Below are 18,703 nucleotides of genomic sequence, written 5' to 3'. Positions count from 1 at the left end.
GCCTCGTGGCCGAGGAAACCCCCTGGCAGCAGGCGCTGCGCTACGCCAACCGCGCCAACCCGTACCCCTTCTACGAGGAACTGCGCAAGACACCGGTGGCGCGGCAGCCGGACGGAACCTATGTCGTCAGCACCTACCGGGAGATCGTCACGCTGCTCCACGACCCCCGGGTCAGCTCGGATCCACGCAAGTGCCCCGTTCCGGCCGCCACCCCGGCCGAGGGAGCGGCGGAGGCGGAGGCCGAGCCGATCACGGAGGCGGTCATCTCCTTGGAGCCGAACATCATCACCCAGGATCCCCCCGAGCACGATAGGGACCGCCGGACGATGATGCCGCATTTCGTCGGGCCTCCCCGTTCCCCTCACCTGATCTCCGACCTGGAGCCCGAGATCCATCGCATCGTGGCCGGGCTCCTGGACGGCATGAAGGGCAAGAACCGGATCGACGCCGTCGACGACTTCGCCTACCCCCTGCCGGTGACGGTGATCTGCAAGGTCCTGGGCGTGCCGCTGGAGGACGAGCCACGCTTCCACCACTGGATCGAGACCGCCCTGGACGCCCTGGACTTCGGCCCCGAGGCCGCGTCCGAAGAGATCCGGAGCCGGCTGGCCGGCGGACGGCGGGCCGTGCAGGACTTCGGGCAGTTCGCAGCCGACCTGCTCGACCGGTACGCCGACCAGCCCGGCCCGGGCATGCTTTCGGCCATGGTGAACGAGGACGGCACGGAGGGACGGATGTCCAAGGGCGTGCTCGCCAGCAACGCCCTGCTCCTGATCTTCGCGGGACACGAAACCACCGTCAACCTGATCGCCCACAGCGTGCTCACGCTGCTGAGGCACCCCGAAGCGCTGGAGGAGCTGCGCCGCCGTCCGGAGCTGATCGTGCCCGCGGTGGAGGAACTGCTGCGCTTCGAGTCGTCCGTGCAGTTCTGGCACACCCGCTCCGCACTGGAAGACATCGACATCGCCGGCACCACCATCCCCAAGGGGGCTCCGATCTTCCTGGCGTACGGGTCGGCGAACCGCGACCCGGAACGGTTCACCGACCCCGACCGGCTCGACCTCGAACGCCGCGACAACGAACACCTTGGGTTCAGCCAGGGCATCCACTTCTGCTTCGGCGCCCCGCTCGCGCGACTCGAGGTTCAGATCGCGGTCGGCGAGTTCGTCCGCCGGGTACAGAACCCCCGGCTCGTCGAGGATCCGCCGCCGTACCGCCACAACCAGATCTTCCGCGGACCCCGCCACGTCCTCGTCGACATCGACGGCATCCGCGACTGACCAGCGTCGCGTAAAGGATCGCCATGCGGGCTTTTCGACTCGTCGGCTGGCGGCAGCCGCCCGAGCTGCGCGAGGTGCCGACACCGGAGCCCGGGCCGGCACAGGTCCTGGTGAAGGTCGCGGGTGCCGGTGCCTGCCACTCCGATCTGCACATCATGCAGGCACCCGGACCGCTGCCCGGCTTCACGAATCCGCCCTTCACGCTCGGGCACGAGAACGCCGGGTGGGTGGAGCGGCTGGGACCGGGCGTCACTGGGTTCGTGCCCGGGGACCCTGTGATCGTTTACGGCGCCTGGGGCTGCGGAGGGTGCGCCAACTGCCGTGAGGGCAGGGAAAACTACTGCCAGAAGTGCGCGGGTGAGGGACCGGGCCTGCGCGGTGGACACGACGGCGGCATGGCGGAGTACCTGCTGGTCCCGGCGGCGCGCTACCTGATTCCGCTCGGCACCCTCGATCCCCGCCAGGCCGCCCCGCTCAGCGACGCCGGACTGACCGGCTATCACGCTGTGAAGCGGTCGCTGCACCTGCTGGGACCGGGCTCGACCGCGGTCGTGATCGGGGCCGGCGGTCTGGGCCAGATGACCATCCAGATTCTGCGCGCGCTCAGCGCGGCGACCACCGTCGTCGCCGTGGACACCGACGCCGGCAAGCTGGAGACCGCCCAGCGCTTGGGCGCCGAGGAGGCTCTGCTGTCGGGCGACGAGGCGATCGCGCGCATCAGGGACATGACGGAGCAGCAGGGCGCTCAGCTCGTGCTGGACATGGTGGGCATGGACGCGACCCTGCGGATGGCTGCCCGGGTGGCCAGGATGCTCGGGCACCTGACCATTGTCGGCCTCGGCGGCGGAGCCCTGCCCGTCGACTTCTCCAGCCCGCCGCACGAGTGCTCGGTCGCCTCGCCCTACTGGGGGTCCCTCACCGAACTGATGGAAGTGATCACCCTCGCCCAGCAGGACAAGATCAAGATGCTGGTCGAGCACTTTCCGCTGCAGCGCGCCAACGAGGCTTACCAGCTCCTGCACGACGGCAGGATCCAGGGACGCGCCGTCATCACCCCACACGTGTGAATGCCGTCGTCAACCCGAACGGGACACCACGACTGGGCCTGGCCGCCGGCATCGGACGGTCCGGCGGATACGCACCCCGGCTCCCGCAGGGCGGAGGAGTTTGCCCGGAACACCTCATGCGCCACGGTCCCCTGCCCTTTCCGCCGAGCGACATGAGGCTGATGGGGTGACGATGGACATGTAGTGACGTGGCCATGCTGCTCGCAGAAGGAGGTAGGTGCCATGACATATCCTTCCGATTCCTCCGGTTCCGTTCCGCCACGTGGCACCGACCCACAAGAAGGTCCTGCGGCCGAAGGCATCGCCGCTCTGGCGAACATGGGCTGGCAGTTCCTGCTCACCATGGGCCTCGCCACCATCGCCCTGGGCGTCATCGCCCTGGTCTGGCCGGGCGAGACGCTCCGCGTCGTCGGCGTGCTCTTCGGCGTCTACCTGCTGGCCACCGGTGTCTTCCAACTCGCCGCCGCCTTCGGCACCCACGTTCCCCGGCATCTTCGCGTACTGCACTTCATCACCGGCGCGGCCTCCATCCTGCTGGGACTGGTCTGCCTCCGGGGCCCCCTCGAGTCGGTCTTTCTGCTCGCCCTGTGGATCGGCTTCAGCTGGCTGCTTCGGGGCACCTTGGAGACGGTCGCGGCGGCCTCCGACCAGACCATGCCGGCGCGCGGCTGGCACGTGGCCTTCGGCATCATCGGCACCATGGCCGGCATCGTGATGATCGTCATGCCGTTCGCCTCCATCGCGACACTCACGCTGGTAGTGGGCGTCATGGCCATCGTCGTCGGCCTGACCGAAGTGGTCCGTGCCATCAGGACACGCGTCGAGATCGGCCATCTGGCTGCCGGCACGGCCCCCCAGCGGCGCCCCCTGTTCCACGCACGTCCGCACCCCCAGCACTGACCGGCCGAGCCGGATCGACCGGACGCGGCGAGCAGCGACATCGCGCGACGTCCGCGGGCCGTCGGCGGCGAGCGGTCCTTCACGCTCATCGCAGTGGACGCGGCCGTGATGGCGACGCTGGCGTCGTGCGGCGCGCCCAACTGGGCAGGGCGATCTCGGGCATCGGCTCATTCATCAGGGCCGCACCCACGTTCCGCCCGAGCCGGAGAAGCGGAGAAGCCCTCCCGGTGACCACCGCAGCGGCAACCGAGGTGTTTGGTCAGTCCGACGTCCAGGGCCGCTCGAACACTGACCGTGTCTGCCTGTCAACCTTCTTTCGCCTGACGGAGAAAGGCGCAGTCGTCGACCTGAGCGAACTGCTCGTTGCGCTTGGGCTGCCGGATTCCGTTAGGCCGTTATTCGGGGGCGTCGGAACGGTCGGCGTTCTCGGGGTTGTTGTCTGTCCGTGTCGGCAGCCCCAGTGTCCGACCGCCGCGGTGAGCCCAGATGTCACCGAGGACGACCTGGACGATGCCGGTGACGGGAATCGCCAGCAGGGCACCGAGGATCCCGGCGACTTCGGCGGCGATCAGGGTGGCCAGCAGCACGGTGAGGGGGTTGAGTTTCACCGTCCGAGACAGGATGACCGGTTGCAGGAGGTGGTTTTCGGCCTGCTGATAGACGATGAAGAAGATGATGGCCCCGATGCCGGCCGGCAGGGAGTGGACGAACGCCACTGCGGAGGCGACGACAGCTCCTATGGTGGCTCCCACCAGGGGAATGAGGTCGGTCACGGCGACGAAGAGGGCCAGCAGGCCGGCGAACGGCACTCCGGAAACCAGCAGCACGACGTAGGTCAGAAGCCCACAGATGACGCTGATCAGCAAGTTCCCGGTCAGATAGCCGTTGACGGTACGGGCGCACGCGGCTCCGACGCGGCGTATGCGGGCCGCGGGCGCCTCGTCCACGAGGGCCAGGGACCGGTCTATGGCCTTGGGGCCCTCCAGCACCATCAGATAGGCCAGCACGAAAATGGTGAGAGCGCCCGCCGCGGTGCTCGCTGCACCGCGGAGGAACTTCGCGACGGGCGTGCTCAGTCCGGTGGCGAATGTGTGGATCTGCGCCTGATGGTGCTGGACATACTGCAGAGCGTGCGTCCGTTCCAGCAGGTTGCCGACTGGCCCGCGGCCGGCCTGGGCGTCCCTGATCATCGCGGGCAGGCGACCGGCGAACCGGCTTCCCTCCTGGGCCAGGGGGATGACGAACAGGGCGATCACCGCGCCGACGGCCGCGGCCGCAGCCAGGAAGACCAGCAAGGCGGCCACCGACCGTCGGCACCGCGGCGCCCGTCGCTGCAGGGCTTCGACCGCCGGATGAAGTGAGACGGCCAGGAACAACGCGATGACCGCCCAGATCAGGACCCGTCGAGCCTGGACCACCAGCTCGAGTACGACGTAGGTGGCGAGCACCAGGCCAATGGTGGCGAGGATGGTTCGCACCGGAACCGGACGCGTCGCCATGGGCATCGGGTGCCCAGCCCCGGTCACGGGAAAACGAGGAGACCTCTTCGCCCGGTGGGCGATATTTCCCGGCGCTATCCTACGTGACCCCCGTCTACTTCGGGCTGCGGTAATGGATGCTTCGGCCGTCCCCAACGGATCGCCCCCGAGGCTGACGCGTCCGTCACTTCCTGGGCGTATTCGCCTCGGTGCGGCTGGCGCTGGAGAAGGGCCCCGGTCGGACTCTCAACCGGGGAGACGGCGTCGGCTCGGGGGTGGTGAAGGCGTTCGCGGCACCGCCGTATCCCAGGTGCGGATCCCCAGGCCGAGCTGCAAGCTGATGCCGTAGGCCGTAACTGTCGAAGGAAGTGTCATGGTGGCGGTGGCCGCAGGCGCAATCGCCGGACCGTCGGCCCGGTGGGGGAGGGAGCCGTCAGCTGCGGGCGTGATCGCGGCAGTCGTGCTGTCGCCAGTGAGGTGCGCCCGGTTGATGCATGCGGCTTTCGGGTACGCGCCGTGACCGAGAGCGCGCCGCGGCCGACGACTGGCGCGCGGCGGCCCTGCCTGGTCGTGAATCCGCGTTCGGGTGGAGGGAAGGCGAGCCGGTTCCGGATCGCGGAACGCGCCCGCACGCTCGGAGCCCAGGTGGTCCTGATCGATCGTTCCCTCCCCCAGGACCTGGCGACGGTAGCCCGACGCGCGGTGGACGACGGTGCGGATCTGCTGGGCGTGGCCGGCGGAGACGGTACCCAGGCGCTTGTCGCCGAGGTGGCCGCGGAGAGCGGCCTGCCCTTCGTGGTCATTCCGGCGGGTACCCGCAACCACTTCGCCATGGATCTCGGCCTGGACCGTGGGGACCCCTCGGCTGCGCTGGAGGCCCTCACGGATGGCGTCGAGCTGCGCGTGGATCTGGGGTACGCAGGCGAGCGGGTGTTCGTCAACAACGTCTCGTTCGGTGCTTATGCCGCCCTGGTGCAGGACCCGGCTTATCGGGACGACAAGCTTGGCACGGCAGTGCGCATCCTTCCGGAATTCCTGGCCCGGCACGAGGGCCCGGAGCTGGTGGTCCGCACCGGGCTGCTCACCGTTGACGGGCCGGATGCCGTGCTGGTGAGCAACAATCCCTACCAGTTCGATGACCCGGTCGGGCTCGGCAGGCGGGCGCACCTCGACTCCGGCCTCCTGGGAGTACTGGCCGCCAGGGCGGAGACGCCCGCCGAGACGGCCACGAGGCTGCGCAGCGGGCAACCGCACGGCCTCACCCGTCTCGCCACGCCCGACGACGTCGTCGTCTACGCCGACGTCCCGGCCCTCCCCGCCGGGCTGGACGGCGAAGCCGTCAGCCTGCCGACTCCCGTGCGGTGCCGCATCAGCCCTCGGGCACTCCGGGTATGGGTTCCCCGGCATCGGCCCGGCGCCGAGCCTGCCGAGCGATCGCCAGGGTGAGCCGCCATTCGCCGGGTGGTCTGAACCTTGGGGAGCCGCTCCCGCCCGCCGCGCATGCTCGGCGGAACCCGCTACCCGTCTATTCACCTGCGAAGCCGTGACCTGGAGCCCCAGCATCTGACTTTTCGATCACCTATGAGGGTCTTGACGTCCAAGCCATTACATCTGATGATTTCATCAGAAAGAGCGAATTGCTCTGATATGACACATACCGCACCGTGTGCCGCTCACCGGGACATCGCTGTTCACCACCGCTGCACACAGGGTCGCCGGACCACATGCCGACGCTCCTACTTCCGCACCGATGGGATGGACCGCGATGACCAACACTGACCACACCCTCCTCGCCGAGCCGGTGAGCCTCCCCGAGGTGCCCGATGCCGCGATAGCGATGATCGATGCCGAGGGCATCGTCGTGGGGTGGACGCACGCCGCCCAACAGCTCGTCGGTTATGCCGCCGGGGAGGTGGTGGGCCGGTCCGCCGTACACGTGCTGCCGCCTCCCGAGGACGCACGGCGGGCTTCGGCGTTCGCCGAGCAGTGCCGTGCGCGGGGCGGCTGGTCCGGCACCGTCGCGATACGCCGCCGCGACGGCCACACGCTCAGGATGACGCTGCGGGTCTCGCTGCTACGGGGACCGGGCGACGACACCCGGTGGCTGGCGTCCGTGACGGACATAGGATCTCTGTCCTCGGGGGCGACCGGGGGACCGGTGCGCGAGTCGCTCCTTGCCCGAGCCCCGATCGGCATCGTCGTCTATGACGCGCAGCTGCGCTGTGTCTGGGTGAACGACGCCATGGAGCGGCACGACGGCGTGCCTCGTCACCGACGCTTCCGGCGCGGTCTGAAAGACTCACTGCCCGCCGTCGAGGCCGAAGCGCTCAAGGTCGTGATGCGACAGGTGCTGGAGAGCGGTACGACGACGGTGCACGAGTACCGTGCGTGGCCGCCTGCGGACCGGCCCCGCGAGCACGCGTTCTCCGCCTCCTTCTTCTGTCTCCAGGGCGCGGACGGCACCCCGTTGGGCGTGTGCTCCATGACCGTGGACGTCACCGGAAACAAGCGGGCGCGCGAGCGCCTCGCCATCCTCAGCGAGGCCAGCACGCACATCGGCAGCACCCTCGACGTGATGCAGACCGCCCAGGAACTGGCAGAGCTCACCGTGCCCCTGCTGGCCGACCACGCCGTCGTCGACCTGGTGGAGTCGGTTCCGTTCGGACTCGAGCCCGCCGCACGGATCGGCACGACGAGCGGACGCCGCCCTGTGTTGCGCCGTGCCGGGGTGGCCTCCGTCGACCAGGGTGTCCTGGAGATGCCAGCGGTGCGTGAAGAGGTGATCCACGTCCCCCCGACCTCGTCGTTCGCCGCCGTCCTGCGCACTGGCAGATCTCACCTGGAACCGGTGCTGGACACTCATGCCGGCCCCTGGGTCGACCACGATCCGACGCGTGCGCAGAAGGTACGCGACAGCGGCGTCCACTCCTTGATGGTCGTACCCATCCGTGCCCGGCGCTGCGTGCTGGGACTGGCGCTGTTCGGCCGTTCCACGGAACAGACGCCGTTCCAGGAGGACGACCTGCTCCTCGCCGAGGAGCTGGTCACCAGGGCCGCGCTCTGTTTGGACAACGCGCTCCAGTACGCGCGCGAGCGCACCGCCGCTCTTGCGCTGCAACGCGACCTGCTCCCTCACCGGGTGCAGGGCGGTGCTGCCATCGAGGTCGCCTCGCGCTATGTGCCCGCCGACATGGACCACGGTGTGGGGGGCGACTGGTTCGATGTGGTCGAGCTGTCCGGCGCACGGGTGGCCCTGGTCGTCGGCGATGTGGTGGGACACGGCATCAACGCCGCGGCGACCATGGGCAGGTTGCGCACCGCCGTGCGCACGCTTGCGGACCTCGACCTGCCCCCGGACGAACTGCTGGCGCACCTCGATGACACGGTCCGGCGACTGAACGACGAGGACGCCGACGACACCGACCGGCTTCCCGCGGTCGTCGGTGCCACCTGCCTGTACGCCGTCTACGACCCGGTCTCCCGACGGTGCACGCTGGCACGGGCCGGGCATCCGCCGCCCCTGGTCGTCGACGCACAGGGCGGGGTCACCGTCCCCGACCTGCCGGCCGGAGCCCCGCTGGGCCTCGGTCTCGGCCTGGTGCCTTTCGAGTCCGTGGAACTGGAACTGCCCGAAGGAAGCGTGCTCGCCCTCTACTCCGACGGCCTGGTGGAGTCCCGCGGCGAGGACATCGACGTCGGCCTGCGGCGTCTGGGCGCCGCCCTGGCACAGCCCGGTGCCGCCCTGGAGGACCTGTGCTCGCGGGCGATGGAGACCTTGTCGGCGCAGGCACCGGCCGACGACGTCACCCTGCTCCTTGCGCGGACGCGCGCCCTGCCACCCGCCCAAGTCGCGTCCTGGGATCTGCCGAACGAACTCGTCACCGTCCCGACGGCCCGGCGTCTGGCCGCCCGTCAACTCCTTGAATGGGGTCTGGAGCCGCTGGTGACGGCCGTGGAGTCGCTCGTCAGTGAACTGGTCACCAATGCGATCCGCCACGGCGACGGCCCGATCCTCCTACGGCTCATCCAGCACCGGGTGCTTACCTGCGAAGTCTCCGACACCAACACCGGTCAGCCACGCTCCCGCCATCCCGGCAATCTCGACGAGCACGGCCGCGGCCTTCACCTGGTCGGTCGGCTGTCGCGCAGGTGCGGTTTCCGCTCCGTGACAGACGGCAAGGTCGTCTGGGCCGAACAGGACCTGCCATCCCCAACAGGTGCCCGCTGAGCGCCGACAGCCGCCACAGGATCCCCATCTGCCGTAGTCGCGGAACCTCGTAATGAAAGCCAGAGACATGGACCCATCGGATGTTGAAATCGCCGACCCGGCAGGCGCCTTTCGAGGTGCGACGAGCGTCTTCGGCGCCGACCCCGGCGGCCGGCCGCCCGCCTTCGACGGTCTGGCCGCGGCAGTGCTCGACGATCGGGGCACGGTGGTGGGGTGGACCGGCACAGCACAGGACCTGACCGGGTTCTGCGCCGACGAGGTTCACGGCCGCCCCGTGCGGGAGCTCGTGGCCGACCTCCCGCACGACCCGCGCAGTGCCGCACAAGTGCCGGCGACCGGCCGGGTACGACTGCGTCACCAGTGCGGCAACACGATCGACGTTACATTCCGGACCACACGGGTGAGCGGCTCGGCGGACTTCCTCGTGCTCGCAGCCCCCACTCCTCACGTCGCCGACCACCGGCACGGCGCAGCCCTCCTGCGCGCACTGACCGCGCAGAACCGGATCACGATCGCCCTGCACGACACGGATCTCACCACCGTGCAGACGAACGCCATGCCGGACACTCCCGACGGCCGTCCCATACAGCCCGGCGCCCGACTGAGCGACGTGCTGTGGGCCGAGGACGCCGAGACCATCGAAGTGGTACTGCGGCAGGTGCTCGAGACGGGCGTCCCGGTGATCCACAGGCACCAGCGAGTGAGCTGGCGACACCATCCGGCGCGGCGACACGCGCTGTCGCTGTCCGCCTTCCGACTGGAGGACGCGCGAGGACGCCCTGCAGGAGTCGCAGCCCTGTACATAGACGACACCGACCAACTGCGTGCCCGCCGACAGCTGGATCTTGCCCACGCGGTCGCCGAGCGGGTGGGGGGCTCCCTGGATGTCTTGCGGACCGCCCAGGATCTCGCGGACGCCCTTGTACCCACCTTCGGTGATCTCGCAGCAGTCGACCTTGCGGAAGCCGTCTTTGACGGTGACGAACCCGCCGAGCGGCTGGGCGGAGGAGATCCACATCGACGCAACGCGGCCCTGGCGCCGGCCACCGCGGACTGGCCGCCCGGCATCCAGCGCGGCAACCTCGTCCCATCCCTGTCCGACCACCCCCTCCTGCGCCGCTTCCAGCACGGCGAGACGGTCGTCTACGACCGGGACGACTACATCGCCCTGATCGGCGGTCCACATTCGGCCGAGCAGTTCCTCCCGCACGACGTCCAGGCGGTGATGGTGGCACCGCTGCACGCCGGCGGCCTCACCCTCGGAGCGATCGTGGTCTGGCGAACCGGCCCCTCCGAACCGTTCACCGCGGACGAGGTGGATCTCATGAGGCAGATCGCCTCACGGGGAGCACTCGCCATCGACAACGCCCGCCGATACACGCGCGAGCACAGAGCGGCCATGGCCCTGCAGCAAAGACTCCTTCCCCCGGCCACGACCGACACTCCGGCAGCCGAGACCGCCGGCGTCTACCTGCCCACAAACCGTGGGGGCGGCACCAGCGGCGACTGGTACGACGCCATACCCCTGCCCGCTCTCCGGCTGGCTCTCGTCGCCGGAGACGTGATCGGCCGCGGCATACCCGCCAGTGCCACCATGGGCCGTCTGCGCGCTGCCATCCAGACCCTCGCCGACCTCGAACTGGAGCCGGACGAGTTGCTCACGCGGATCGCCGACCTGGTTCAGCGCCTCGCGGCGGAAGCACCGCCTGGCGACCACGACGGCACGGGCGCTACCTGCCTGTACGCGGTCTACGACCCGGTCACACGACGCTGCGCCATGGCCAGTGCCGGGCACCCGCCGCCCGTACTCGTACGGCCCGACGGTAGTGCCGAAGCCGTCGACATCCTGCCGGGGCCACCCCTCGCCGTCTGCGGCATGCCGTACGAGACGACCACGATCGATCTCGAACCGGGCAGCGTCCTCGCGCTCTACACCGACGGCCTGGTCCACCGAGGTGCGCACGACGTCGGCGACGGGCTCCAGCGGCTGACCGATGCGCTCGCCACCTCCTGCCGCCCGGACCGCGCCCTGGACGAGACCGGCAGGGCCCTCCTCGACAACCTGGTGGACGCAGCACCGCGTGACGACGCGACCCTGCTGCTGGCACGTACCCGCGCCGTACCGGCCGAGGACACCGCTCACTGGCGGATATCGGCTGATCCGGCTGCCGTCTCGGGCGCTCGGGCATGGGCGACCCGCCAACTTACCGCGTGGGGGTTGGACGACCTCCTCTTCCCCACCGAACTCATCGTCAGTGAACTGGTCACCAACGCGATCCGCTACGGTCGTCCGCCGGCGGAGCTGCGACTGATCCGCCACCACGTTCTGGTCTGCGAGGTCACCGACTCCAACACCGCCCAACCCCGTCTGCGCCGCGCTCACACCACCGACGAGGGTGGACGCGGCCTGTTCCTCGTCGCCCAACTCGCCGAGCGCTGGGGCTGCCGCCACGGCCAGAACCACAAGACCATCTGGTCCGAACAGCCCATAACGCGCGCCCACTGATCACGCCCGGAGCCGGCTGACGTGGCTGCAAGCCGGATAGACAGAGAACACCAGGTGGGTGCTGCCCTACGGTGGGGTCTGACTCCTGAGATCGCCGGTCCAGTGGAGCCTTCCTTTCAGCGCGGTCCGTGGAAGTGCGGGCAGGCCGGACCGTGACGCTCGTTTGACGCTCCGAGAGATGGTCGATGGAGGGCGACCGTAAGGCGGCCCAGACCGCTGTCCGCCATTGCCGGTCACGAGTGGGCGGGCAGTCAACTCATTCTCAGCCTGCTCCGGCCAGGTTGGGCATTGGTTCGGGCGAAGCCATCCGGCTGTGGTCGGGACGTGCCGATGCGCCGGGATCGATGGGACGGTTGCGCGATGCCGTCCCGGACGGGGGTCTGACTCTTGAGATCTTTGACCGAAGTGTCCAGTCACAGGCTTGTCGACCGTCGTTGCGGGATGGCTTCTGCTGTCACCGAGCCACAGGGCGTGTCCCAATAGGGGCCCTGCCGAGTTCCAGGCGCCATCACGGTTCAGACCGCCCGAGCGGGCCGGTGCCATCCACCCAGCACGTCACCACGTGGGAGGCGAACCACCATGACGACCAGAGAGCGCAGTACCTCCAGCACGGATCCGCCCAATCGGAGTGAGGTCGTCCTGGGCGTGGACACGCACGGCGAGGTTCACGTCGCGGCCGTGGTCTCCCCGCTGGGGAAGGTCCTGAGCACAGAGTCCTTTCCGGCGACGGCCGTTGGCTACCGTCGGCTGCTCGTGTGGGCCCGCAAGCGGGGGACGGTGCGCCGGGCCGGTGTGGAGGGCACCGGTACCTTCGGCGCGGGCCTGTCCCGCTACCTGCTGACCCAGCAGATCCAGGTGTTCGAAGTGAACCGGCCCGACCGCACGGCCCGCCGTCTGCTCGGCAAGTCGGACCCGCTCGATGCGCAGGCCGCAGCGCGAGCCGTGCTCAGCGGTCGCACCCGGGCCCAGGCCAAATCCGGCGACGGACCCGTGCACAGCGCCCGGATCTACAAACTCGCCAAGGACTCCGCAGTCAAGGCCCGCACACAGGCGATCAACCAGCTCAAGGCCGTCCTAGTGGTCGCCGACCCCGCCCTGCGGGAACGGTTGTCGAGCTTGGGCAATGCCGAGCTGTTCCGCACCTGCGCGACCCTCAGCCCACCCGATGGTGGGGGAGACGAGGACGCGGTGGCCCAGGCCACCCACATGTCATTACGCATGCTCGCCGAACGCATCGAGCAGCTCACCGGGCAGATCAACGAGCTGAACCAACGCCTGACCCGGCTCGTCGAACGCCACGCGCCGCAACTGCTCGTACCGATGGGCATCGGCCCGGACAGTGCCGTCACTCTCCTGATCACCATGGGGGACAATCCCGAGCGGCTGTGCTCCGAGGCGTCCTTGGCTGCCCTTTGCGGAGTCAGCCCCATCGAATACTCCTCCGGCCGGCGGAGCACGCGCCGGCTCAACCACGGCGGCGACCGGCAGGCCAACGCCGCCCTGTACCGCATCGTGTTCACCCGCCTGCGCCACGACCCCCGCACCCAGGCGTACTACGAACGCCGCACGAAGGAGGGCAAGACGCGACCTGAGATCATCCGATGCCTCAAACGGTATGCCGCCCGCGAGGTCTTTAACCTGGTCAGACCGGTGCCCAGCACCCCCGCGTTATAGGGGCGTCTGTGAGAGCGGCACTCGATGAGAAGCCCCGCGGGTGCGGCCTGGCGGGGCTTCTGAACAGGTGGGTTACAACGCCGGACACACGACCCAGGGACTTGATGCGATCAATGACGGGCTGCCAGTTCTCGTTGCCAGGCAGGGGTGGGTGCGGCCAAGACGCGCGGTGGGGGCGGGCGGGCTCAGGAAACAGCCCGGGCGCTACGGCGTGGGCGGCTTGCTTGGCGGTTCCCAGCCCTGGGTGAGGATGTCGAAGATTTCCTCGACGGCGGCCCGGCGGTCCTGCCGGCCGCGAGCGAGAACCGGGATCTGGAGTACGAATCGAGCAAGAGCCGCACATGCGAGGTTGTCGTGGTCCACGCCGATCTCGTCGGCGATGGCTGCACTGAGGCCGTCGGTGTGCCGGGTCCACATGCGTTCGGCGTACTCGCGTAGCGCCGGCGTTGAGTCGACCAGGTTGGTGAACTCGGCCATCTGTGGATGCGCCGCGATCGGCAGCCAGGTGTCGAGGACGTGCTGTCGGAGGGCATCGAGGATGCTCTGGCCGGATGCCCGCTGCCGCACTGCGGCGGTCAGTTCTGACTCCCGGTCCTCGTCCTCGTCGAACACCAGCGCTTCCTTGCCGCTGAAGTGCTTGAACACCGTAGCGGTCGACACGTCGGCGGCGTCGGCGATGTCACGGATGCCCACCTGATCGTAACCGCGCTCCAGAAAGAGCTGCAGCGCGGCGTCGGCGATCGCCTGTCGGGTGGCCGCCTTCTTGCGTTCGCGGCGGCCGACGGGGGGAACGGTCATGACTTGAGTGTATCCGATAGTCGAACCATTAGAAAAGTTGACTCGTTGCACTTTTTGATTTGATCTGCTTTTGTGGGTGTGGCTGTTGGCCGAGCGGCACATCCTCGCCGGCATGCAGATCGCCTGCACCGCACAGTTGGTCGCCGTCTCGTTCATCAAGGGCACCCCCGCTGCGGGGCCCGTCCGAGACCGAGGTCGACCCGGAACGCCCTGGTCTGCTCGCCCGATGCCCCCTCTTCGTCGACTGAAAGGAACAACCATGAACTCCCCAGAGCCCGCCCGCGCCGGCATCAGCATCATCGGCGCCGGACCCGGCGGCCTGACCTGCGCCCGCATCCTCCAGCAGCGCGGCATCGCGGTCACCGTCTACGACCGCGACCCGAGCCCCGACGCACGCAACCAGGGCGGAGCCCTCGACCTGCATGCCGACAACGGTCAAATCGCCCTGCGCGAAGCCGGGCTGCTCGACGAGTTCTTCCAGCTGGCCCGCCCCGAAGGGCAAGAAATGCGCCAGATGGACCCCACCGGCCAGATCACGTCCCATGAAGTCCCCGAGACCGACGAGCTCTTCAAGCCGGAAATCGACCGCGGCCAGCTGCGCAGCCTGCTCCTCGACTCCCTGCACCCGGGAACCGTGCACTGGGGCCGCGCCCTCGACACGATCAGCGGGCCCACCGACGGGCCGCGGCAGTTGCGCTTCGCCGACGGTACGACCATCGAGACCGATCTGGTCATCGGCGCCGACGGCGCCTTCTCCCGGGTACGCCCGGCCGTGTCCCCCGCCGTCCCCCAGTACACCGGGGTGAGCTTCCTGGAGGCATGGTTCTCCGACGTCGACAACCGGCACCCCGATATTGCCGAGCTGGTCGGTTGGGGCAGCGCCCACGCAGCCGACGGCAAGCGTGGCCTGTTCGCCCAGCGCAACAGCGGAGACCACATCCGCGTGTACATCATCCAGCGAGTCCCGGTCGACTGGATCAGCACGAGCGGCCTGACCACCGACGACACTCACGGCATCCGCACCGTGCTCTGCGACGAGTACGCCCACTGGTCGCCCCGCATGCGCCGGATGATCACCGAAAACGACGGCCCCTACGTCCACCGCCCGCTCTTCGCCCTCCCGGTGCCGCACACCTGGGAACACAACCCGACGGTGACCCTGCTCGGCGACGCCGCCCACCTCATGCCCCCGCTCGGCGTCGGCGTCAACCTCGCCATGCTCGACGCCAGCGAACTCGCCCTCGCCCTCGCCAACGCCGCCACCGTCGACGAAGCCATCCGCACCTACGAGAAGACCATGCTCCCCCGCTCCACCGAGACGGCCAAGGTCCTCGAACACGGCGCCGAGCACCTGCTGTCCACTGACGTACCCGACTTCGACAGCGACAGCGACAGCGACGCCCCGCCCCAAGGACCGGGATCACAGTGAGGTCTTCAGCCGACGCCAGCAGATGATGGCGCAGCCAAGGGTGGCGAAGGCTTGGTGGATGTCGTCGCGAATCTCCCAGCGGCTACGCAGGCGCCGGAACCAGTGCAGCAACGCGACCGCGCCCTCCACGACCCAGCGGTGGATTCCGAGACCGGAGCCGTGCCCGGTGCCGCGTCGAGCGATGATTGGGGTGATTTCCAACCGGCGGACCCGGCCACGGTGCACGTCATGGCCGTAGCCGCGGTCGGCGTAGAGGCGCCGGGGGCGACGCAGCAGTTGGCCGCACCTGCCGTGGATCGGTGGAACGGCCTGGATCAGCGGGATCAGCTGGGTGACGTCGTTGCGGTTTCCGCCGGTCAGGGTCACCGCCAGAGGGATGCCATGCGCGTCGACAATCACGTGGTGCCTGCTGCCGGTCTTGGCCCGGTCCACCGGGGAGCGTCCGGTGGCCGGCCCGCCTTTCAGTGCGCGTATCAGTGCGCGTACGTGCGAAGAGCCGACGGCGGCCCGGGAGAAGTGCAGCATCCGGGCCGAACGTAGTTCGGCGAGCAGCAACTCGAGCAGGCGCTGCCACACCCCGGCATCGTTCCAGTCCCGCAGCCGCCGCCAGCAGCTCATCCCCGAGCCGAAGCCGAGCTCCTGCGGCAGGTGCCGCCACGGGATGCCGGTGTACAGCAACGAACAGGATCCCGCACGGCACCCGGCGGTCACCGATCCGCCGCCGCCCCGGATACCGGAAACGCCGCTCGACCACCGGCAGCAGCGGCTCGATTCGCTCCCACAGCCCGTCCTGGACCAGCCACGGCTTGCTCCCACCACGCGTCTCGGCCGCACCCGCCCCCTGCATGGCACGCACAACGAACTGACAACCCGTCATTCCCCAGCCGCGAACACGTCATTCTGATCCCAGTCCTTAGCCGAGTCTGCATGGCTGCAAGCACCTCCGCTCGTCCAGACAACTCCTGCCGATCAAGCGGTGAGTCCGGTGCCTGTGAGGCTTCCTTCGACGAGACCGGGTCGGTACCGGACCTGGCACGGGATTCGTGGGGTCACTTCATCGGTGTTCGGTGAGCAGCGCGGTGAGGCTGTCGGTGATCTGGTCGCGGGCGGCCGGCGGCAGTGAGGCCAGGCGGTGTTCGATCTCCTGGTCGAGGGTGGTGGCGGCGGCGTCCAGGAGCGCGCGTCCCTGCGCGGTGAGTTCCACGATGGAGGAGCGCCGGTTGGTGGGGTGAGGCCGGCGCTGGACGTGGCCGGCCTTTTCGATCCGGTCCACGGCTTGGCTGGCGCCGCCGCTGGTGATGGCGAGTTGGTCGGCGATGTCCTGGACACGGCAGTGGGGGGTCTGGGCGATGACGCGCATCGGCAGGTAGTGGGCGAGCGGCAGGTCATGGGTCGTGCGCAGGGCGGTGTCTGCTTCGTTCCACAGGTGGATCTGGGCGCGCACCACAAGCCGCAGGAAGTCCTCGTTGTTCACCGATCCGCTCCTCAATGCCTTGCCGTCATGGTTCATAGTGCTTAATATCTTAGCTCTAATGAACCTGGCTTCCAACACTGAGGACGACAGCCATGAGCACCATCCAGATGGACAAGGTCACTGCCCTGCTGCGCGGCTCTCCGCTCGACCTGGCACAGGATCCGCTGAAGATGCGTCCGGTGTACCGCGCCATGCTCACCGCCGCTCCGGTACCCGCCGACGTGCAAACCGAGCCGACCGTACTCGGCGGGGTCCCCGCTCTGCGGGTGCGTATCGAGGGGACGGTCCCGACCGCCACCATCGTGCACTTCCACGGCGGCTGCTACGCCGTCGGCTCCCCGGAGACCAGCCTCAACCTGGTTGCCAACCTCGCTCGCCGCACCGGCGCCGAGGTCATCTCCGTCGACTACCGGCTCACCCCTGAGCACCGCTACCCAGCCGCCGTCGACGACGCCCTCACGGCCTACCGTGCATTGCTGGACGCCGGAGGCGACCCGTTGCGGATCGCCGTCGCGGGGGAGTCGGCCGGGGCCGGTCTGGCGATGGCGACCCTGCTGGCCGCCCGGCGCGCAGGGCTGCCGCAACCCGCCGCGGCCCTGCTGCTGTCACCGTGGGTGGATCTGACCCAGTCCGGCCGCAGCCTGGAGTCCAAGGCCGAGGTCGACCCGTCGATGACGGCCACCGCCCTGCGCGTGCGGGCCGCGGACTACCTGGGCGACGCCGACCCGCGCGGCGAGCTGGCCAGCCCTGCCCTCGCCGATCTGCGCGGCCTCCCACCGATGCTCGTCCAGGCCGGCAGCCACGAGGTCCTGCTCGACGACGCGGTGCGCCTGGCCGCGCGTGCCGCGGAGGGCGACGTCGACGTCACCCTTGACGTCGTGGCCGGGGCACCGCACGTCTTCCAGGCGTTCGCCGCCGTCCTGGACGAGGCTGCCGCGGCACTCGACCGCGCCGCGGCCTTCCTGCGTGACCGTCTGGACCCGGCCGCCTCGCCGACGCAGGTCGTGGCATGACCGGCCGGCCCACGGCGCTGGTCACCGGAGCCAGCAGCGGCATCGGTGCCGCCACAGCACGGCTGCTCGCAGCACAGGGCTACGACCTGATTCTGGTGGCCCGCCGCGAGGACAAACTGGCCGCCGAGGCCGAGTCCTTGCGCCAGGCGGGAAGCCGGGTCGAGATCCTGCCCGCTGACCTGGCCGACCATCAGGGCCTACGCACCGTGGCGGACCGCGTCCAGGACGGCCCGGTGGACCTGCTGGTCTCCAACGCCGGTACCAGCGCTTACACGCCGCTGGCCGACCTCACCCCCGACGACGTCGACCACCTGTGGAGGCTCAACGCCACAGCGCACATCACCCTCACCCGGGCGGTACTCCCGGCGATGCTGCACACGGGCTCCGGCGGCATCATCACCGTCGCTTCCCTGCTGGCCTTCAGCGCCGGCCTCGACATGGGCTTCCCGCGCACCCTCTACGTGGCCGCGAAGTCCGCCGTCGTGGGCTTCACCCGAAGCCTCGCAGGCGAACTGCGCGGGACCGGGGTCAGTGCCACCGTCGTGTGCCCCGGCCTGGTCGACACCGAATGGTCCGGGGGCGCCAACCACGGCGACCCGCGGGCCATGCCCGCCCCCGACGTCGCCCAATCCCTCCTCACGGCCCACCGGCAGGGCGAAGTGCTGTGCGTTCCCGGCATCGAGGACCGCGACGTGATCCGACGCTGGACAGACACCGAACCCACCCTGCTGCTCCAGGGCAACCATGCCGAACTCGCCCCCAGATACAGGCGCCCAGCCCCGTGAACCGGGCTCAGGCACCGGCGGGCAGCTGGATCGGCCAGCTGACGGGCGGGTCGGCGAGCGGGCGAAGCCGA

Annotated in this window: 14 protein-coding genes; 10 read left to right on the top strand and 4 right to left on the bottom strand. The window is 69.3% G+C overall.

Going from position 1 to position 18,703, the window contains the following annotated elements:
• Positions 1 to 5 precede the first annotated feature (5 nt).
• From ABT288_RS03370 to ABT288_RS03360, 3 genes are all read left to right on the top strand, one after another.
• Positions 6 to 1,280: a cytochrome P450 gene (locus ABT288_RS03370; protein WP_351602243.1), complete on the top strand. Its 1,275-nt coding sequence runs from the start codon at positions 6 to 8 to the stop codon at positions 1,278 to 1,280.
• A gap of 23 nt (positions 1,281 to 1,303) precedes the next feature.
• The gene (locus tag ABT288_RS03365; RefSeq protein ID WP_351602240.1) at positions 1,304 to 2,347 is read left to right on the top strand and encodes an NAD(P)-dependent alcohol dehydrogenase; all 1,044 of its coding nucleotides are present in this window, start codon (positions 1,304 to 1,306) and stop codon (positions 2,345 to 2,347) included.
• Positions 2,348 to 2,569: 222 nt separating this feature from the next.
• Entirely contained in the window at positions 2,570 to 3,247 is a 678-nt protein-coding gene (locus tag ABT288_RS03360) for an HdeD family acid-resistance protein (RefSeq protein ID WP_351602237.1), read from the top strand.
• A 395-nt stretch (positions 3,248 to 3,642) separates the two neighbouring features.
• Here ABT288_RS03360 and ABT288_RS03355 read toward each other — a convergent pair whose 3' ends face one another.
• Positions 3,643 to 4,746 carry an AI-2E family transporter gene (locus tag ABT288_RS03355; RefSeq protein WP_351602234.1) on the bottom strand — a complete coding sequence of 368 codons (1,104 nt, stop codon included), beginning with the start codon at positions 4,744 to 4,746 and terminating at the stop codon, positions 3,643 to 3,645.
• Positions 4,747 to 5,142: 396 nt separating this feature from the next.
• Between ABT288_RS03355 and ABT288_RS03350 the strand changes: the two genes are divergently transcribed.
• The 4 genes from ABT288_RS03350 (at position 5,143) to ABT288_RS03335 (ending at position 13,133) form a co-directional block, all read left to right on the top strand.
• Positions 5,143 to 6,171: a diacylglycerol/lipid kinase family protein gene (locus tag ABT288_RS03350; protein ID WP_351602231.1), complete on the top strand. Its 1,029-nt coding sequence runs from the start codon at positions 5,143 to 5,145 to the stop codon at positions 6,169 to 6,171.
• Positions 6,172 to 6,490: 319 nt separating this feature from the next.
• Positions 6,491 to 8,953, top strand: coding sequence for a SpoIIE family protein phosphatase (locus tag ABT288_RS03345; protein WP_351602228.1), 2,463 nt, complete (start codon positions 6,491 to 6,493; stop codon positions 8,951 to 8,953).
• 67 nt (positions 8,954 to 9,020) lie between these two features.
• A complete protein-coding gene (locus ABT288_RS03340) occupies positions 9,021 to 11,459 on the top strand; it encodes an ATP-binding SpoIIE family protein phosphatase (RefSeq protein ID WP_351602225.1) in 2,439 nt (812 codons plus the stop codon).
• A gap of 579 nt (positions 11,460 to 12,038) precedes the next feature.
• A complete protein-coding gene (locus ABT288_RS03335; protein ID WP_351602222.1) occupies positions 12,039 to 13,133 on the top strand; it encodes an IS110 family RNA-guided transposase in 1,095 nt (364 codons plus the stop codon).
• A 204-nt stretch (positions 13,134 to 13,337) separates the two neighbouring features.
• On the opposite strand, the gene ABT288_RS03330 is transcribed toward ABT288_RS03335, so the two are convergent.
• Positions 13,338 to 13,931, bottom strand: a complete 594-nt coding sequence (locus ABT288_RS03330) for a TetR/AcrR family transcriptional regulator (protein ID WP_351602347.1) — start codon at positions 13,929 to 13,931, stop codon at positions 13,338 to 13,340.
• 259 nt (positions 13,932 to 14,190) lie between these two features.
• Here ABT288_RS03330 and ABT288_RS03325 point away from each other — a divergent pair, with 259 nt between their 5' ends.
• A complete protein-coding gene (locus ABT288_RS03325; RefSeq protein WP_351602219.1) occupies positions 14,191 to 15,360 on the top strand; it encodes an FAD-dependent oxidoreductase in 1,170 nt (389 codons plus the stop codon).
• On the opposite strand, the gene ABT288_RS03320 is transcribed toward ABT288_RS03325, so the two are convergent.
• Together ABT288_RS03320 and ABT288_RS03315 are read right to left on the bottom strand one after the other, a co-directional pair.
• A protein-coding gene (locus tag ABT288_RS03320) for an IS5 family transposase (RefSeq protein WP_351602346.1) occupies positions 15,352 to 16,207 on the bottom strand; the annotation gives its coding sequence in 2 pieces (ribosomal slippage) (positions 15,352 to 16,035 and positions 16,037 to 16,207; 855 coding nt in all). The genes ABT288_RS03325 and ABT288_RS03320 overlap by 9 nt on opposite strands.
• 207 nt (positions 16,208 to 16,414) lie before the next feature.
• On the bottom strand, positions 16,415 to 16,834 hold the full coding sequence (locus tag ABT288_RS03315; RefSeq protein ID WP_351602216.1) for a MarR family winged helix-turn-helix transcriptional regulator: 420 nt from the start codon (positions 16,832 to 16,834) through the stop codon (positions 16,415 to 16,417).
• A 92-nt stretch (positions 16,835 to 16,926) separates the two neighbouring features.
• Between ABT288_RS03315 and ABT288_RS03310 the strand changes: the two genes are divergently transcribed.
• A complete protein-coding gene (locus ABT288_RS03310) occupies positions 16,927 to 17,847 on the top strand; it encodes an alpha/beta hydrolase (protein ID WP_351602213.1) in 921 nt (306 codons plus the stop codon).
• On the top strand, positions 17,844 to 18,632 hold the full coding sequence (locus ABT288_RS03305) for an SDR family NAD(P)-dependent oxidoreductase (RefSeq protein ID WP_351602210.1): 789 nt from the start codon (positions 17,844 to 17,846) through the stop codon (positions 18,630 to 18,632). The genes ABT288_RS03310 and ABT288_RS03305 overlap by 4 nt, the downstream gene beginning before the upstream one ends.
• The last annotated feature ends 71 nt before the right edge of the window (positions 18,633 to 18,703 follow it).

It is taken from the genome of Streptomyces sp. NPDC001093 (assembly GCF_040298985.1).
Taxonomy (GTDB): domain Bacteria; phylum Actinomycetota; class Actinomycetes; order Streptomycetales; family Streptomycetaceae; genus Streptomyces.
Note: the sequence above shows the minus strand (reverse complement) of the source record. Positions and strands in the feature narration are given on the sequence as shown.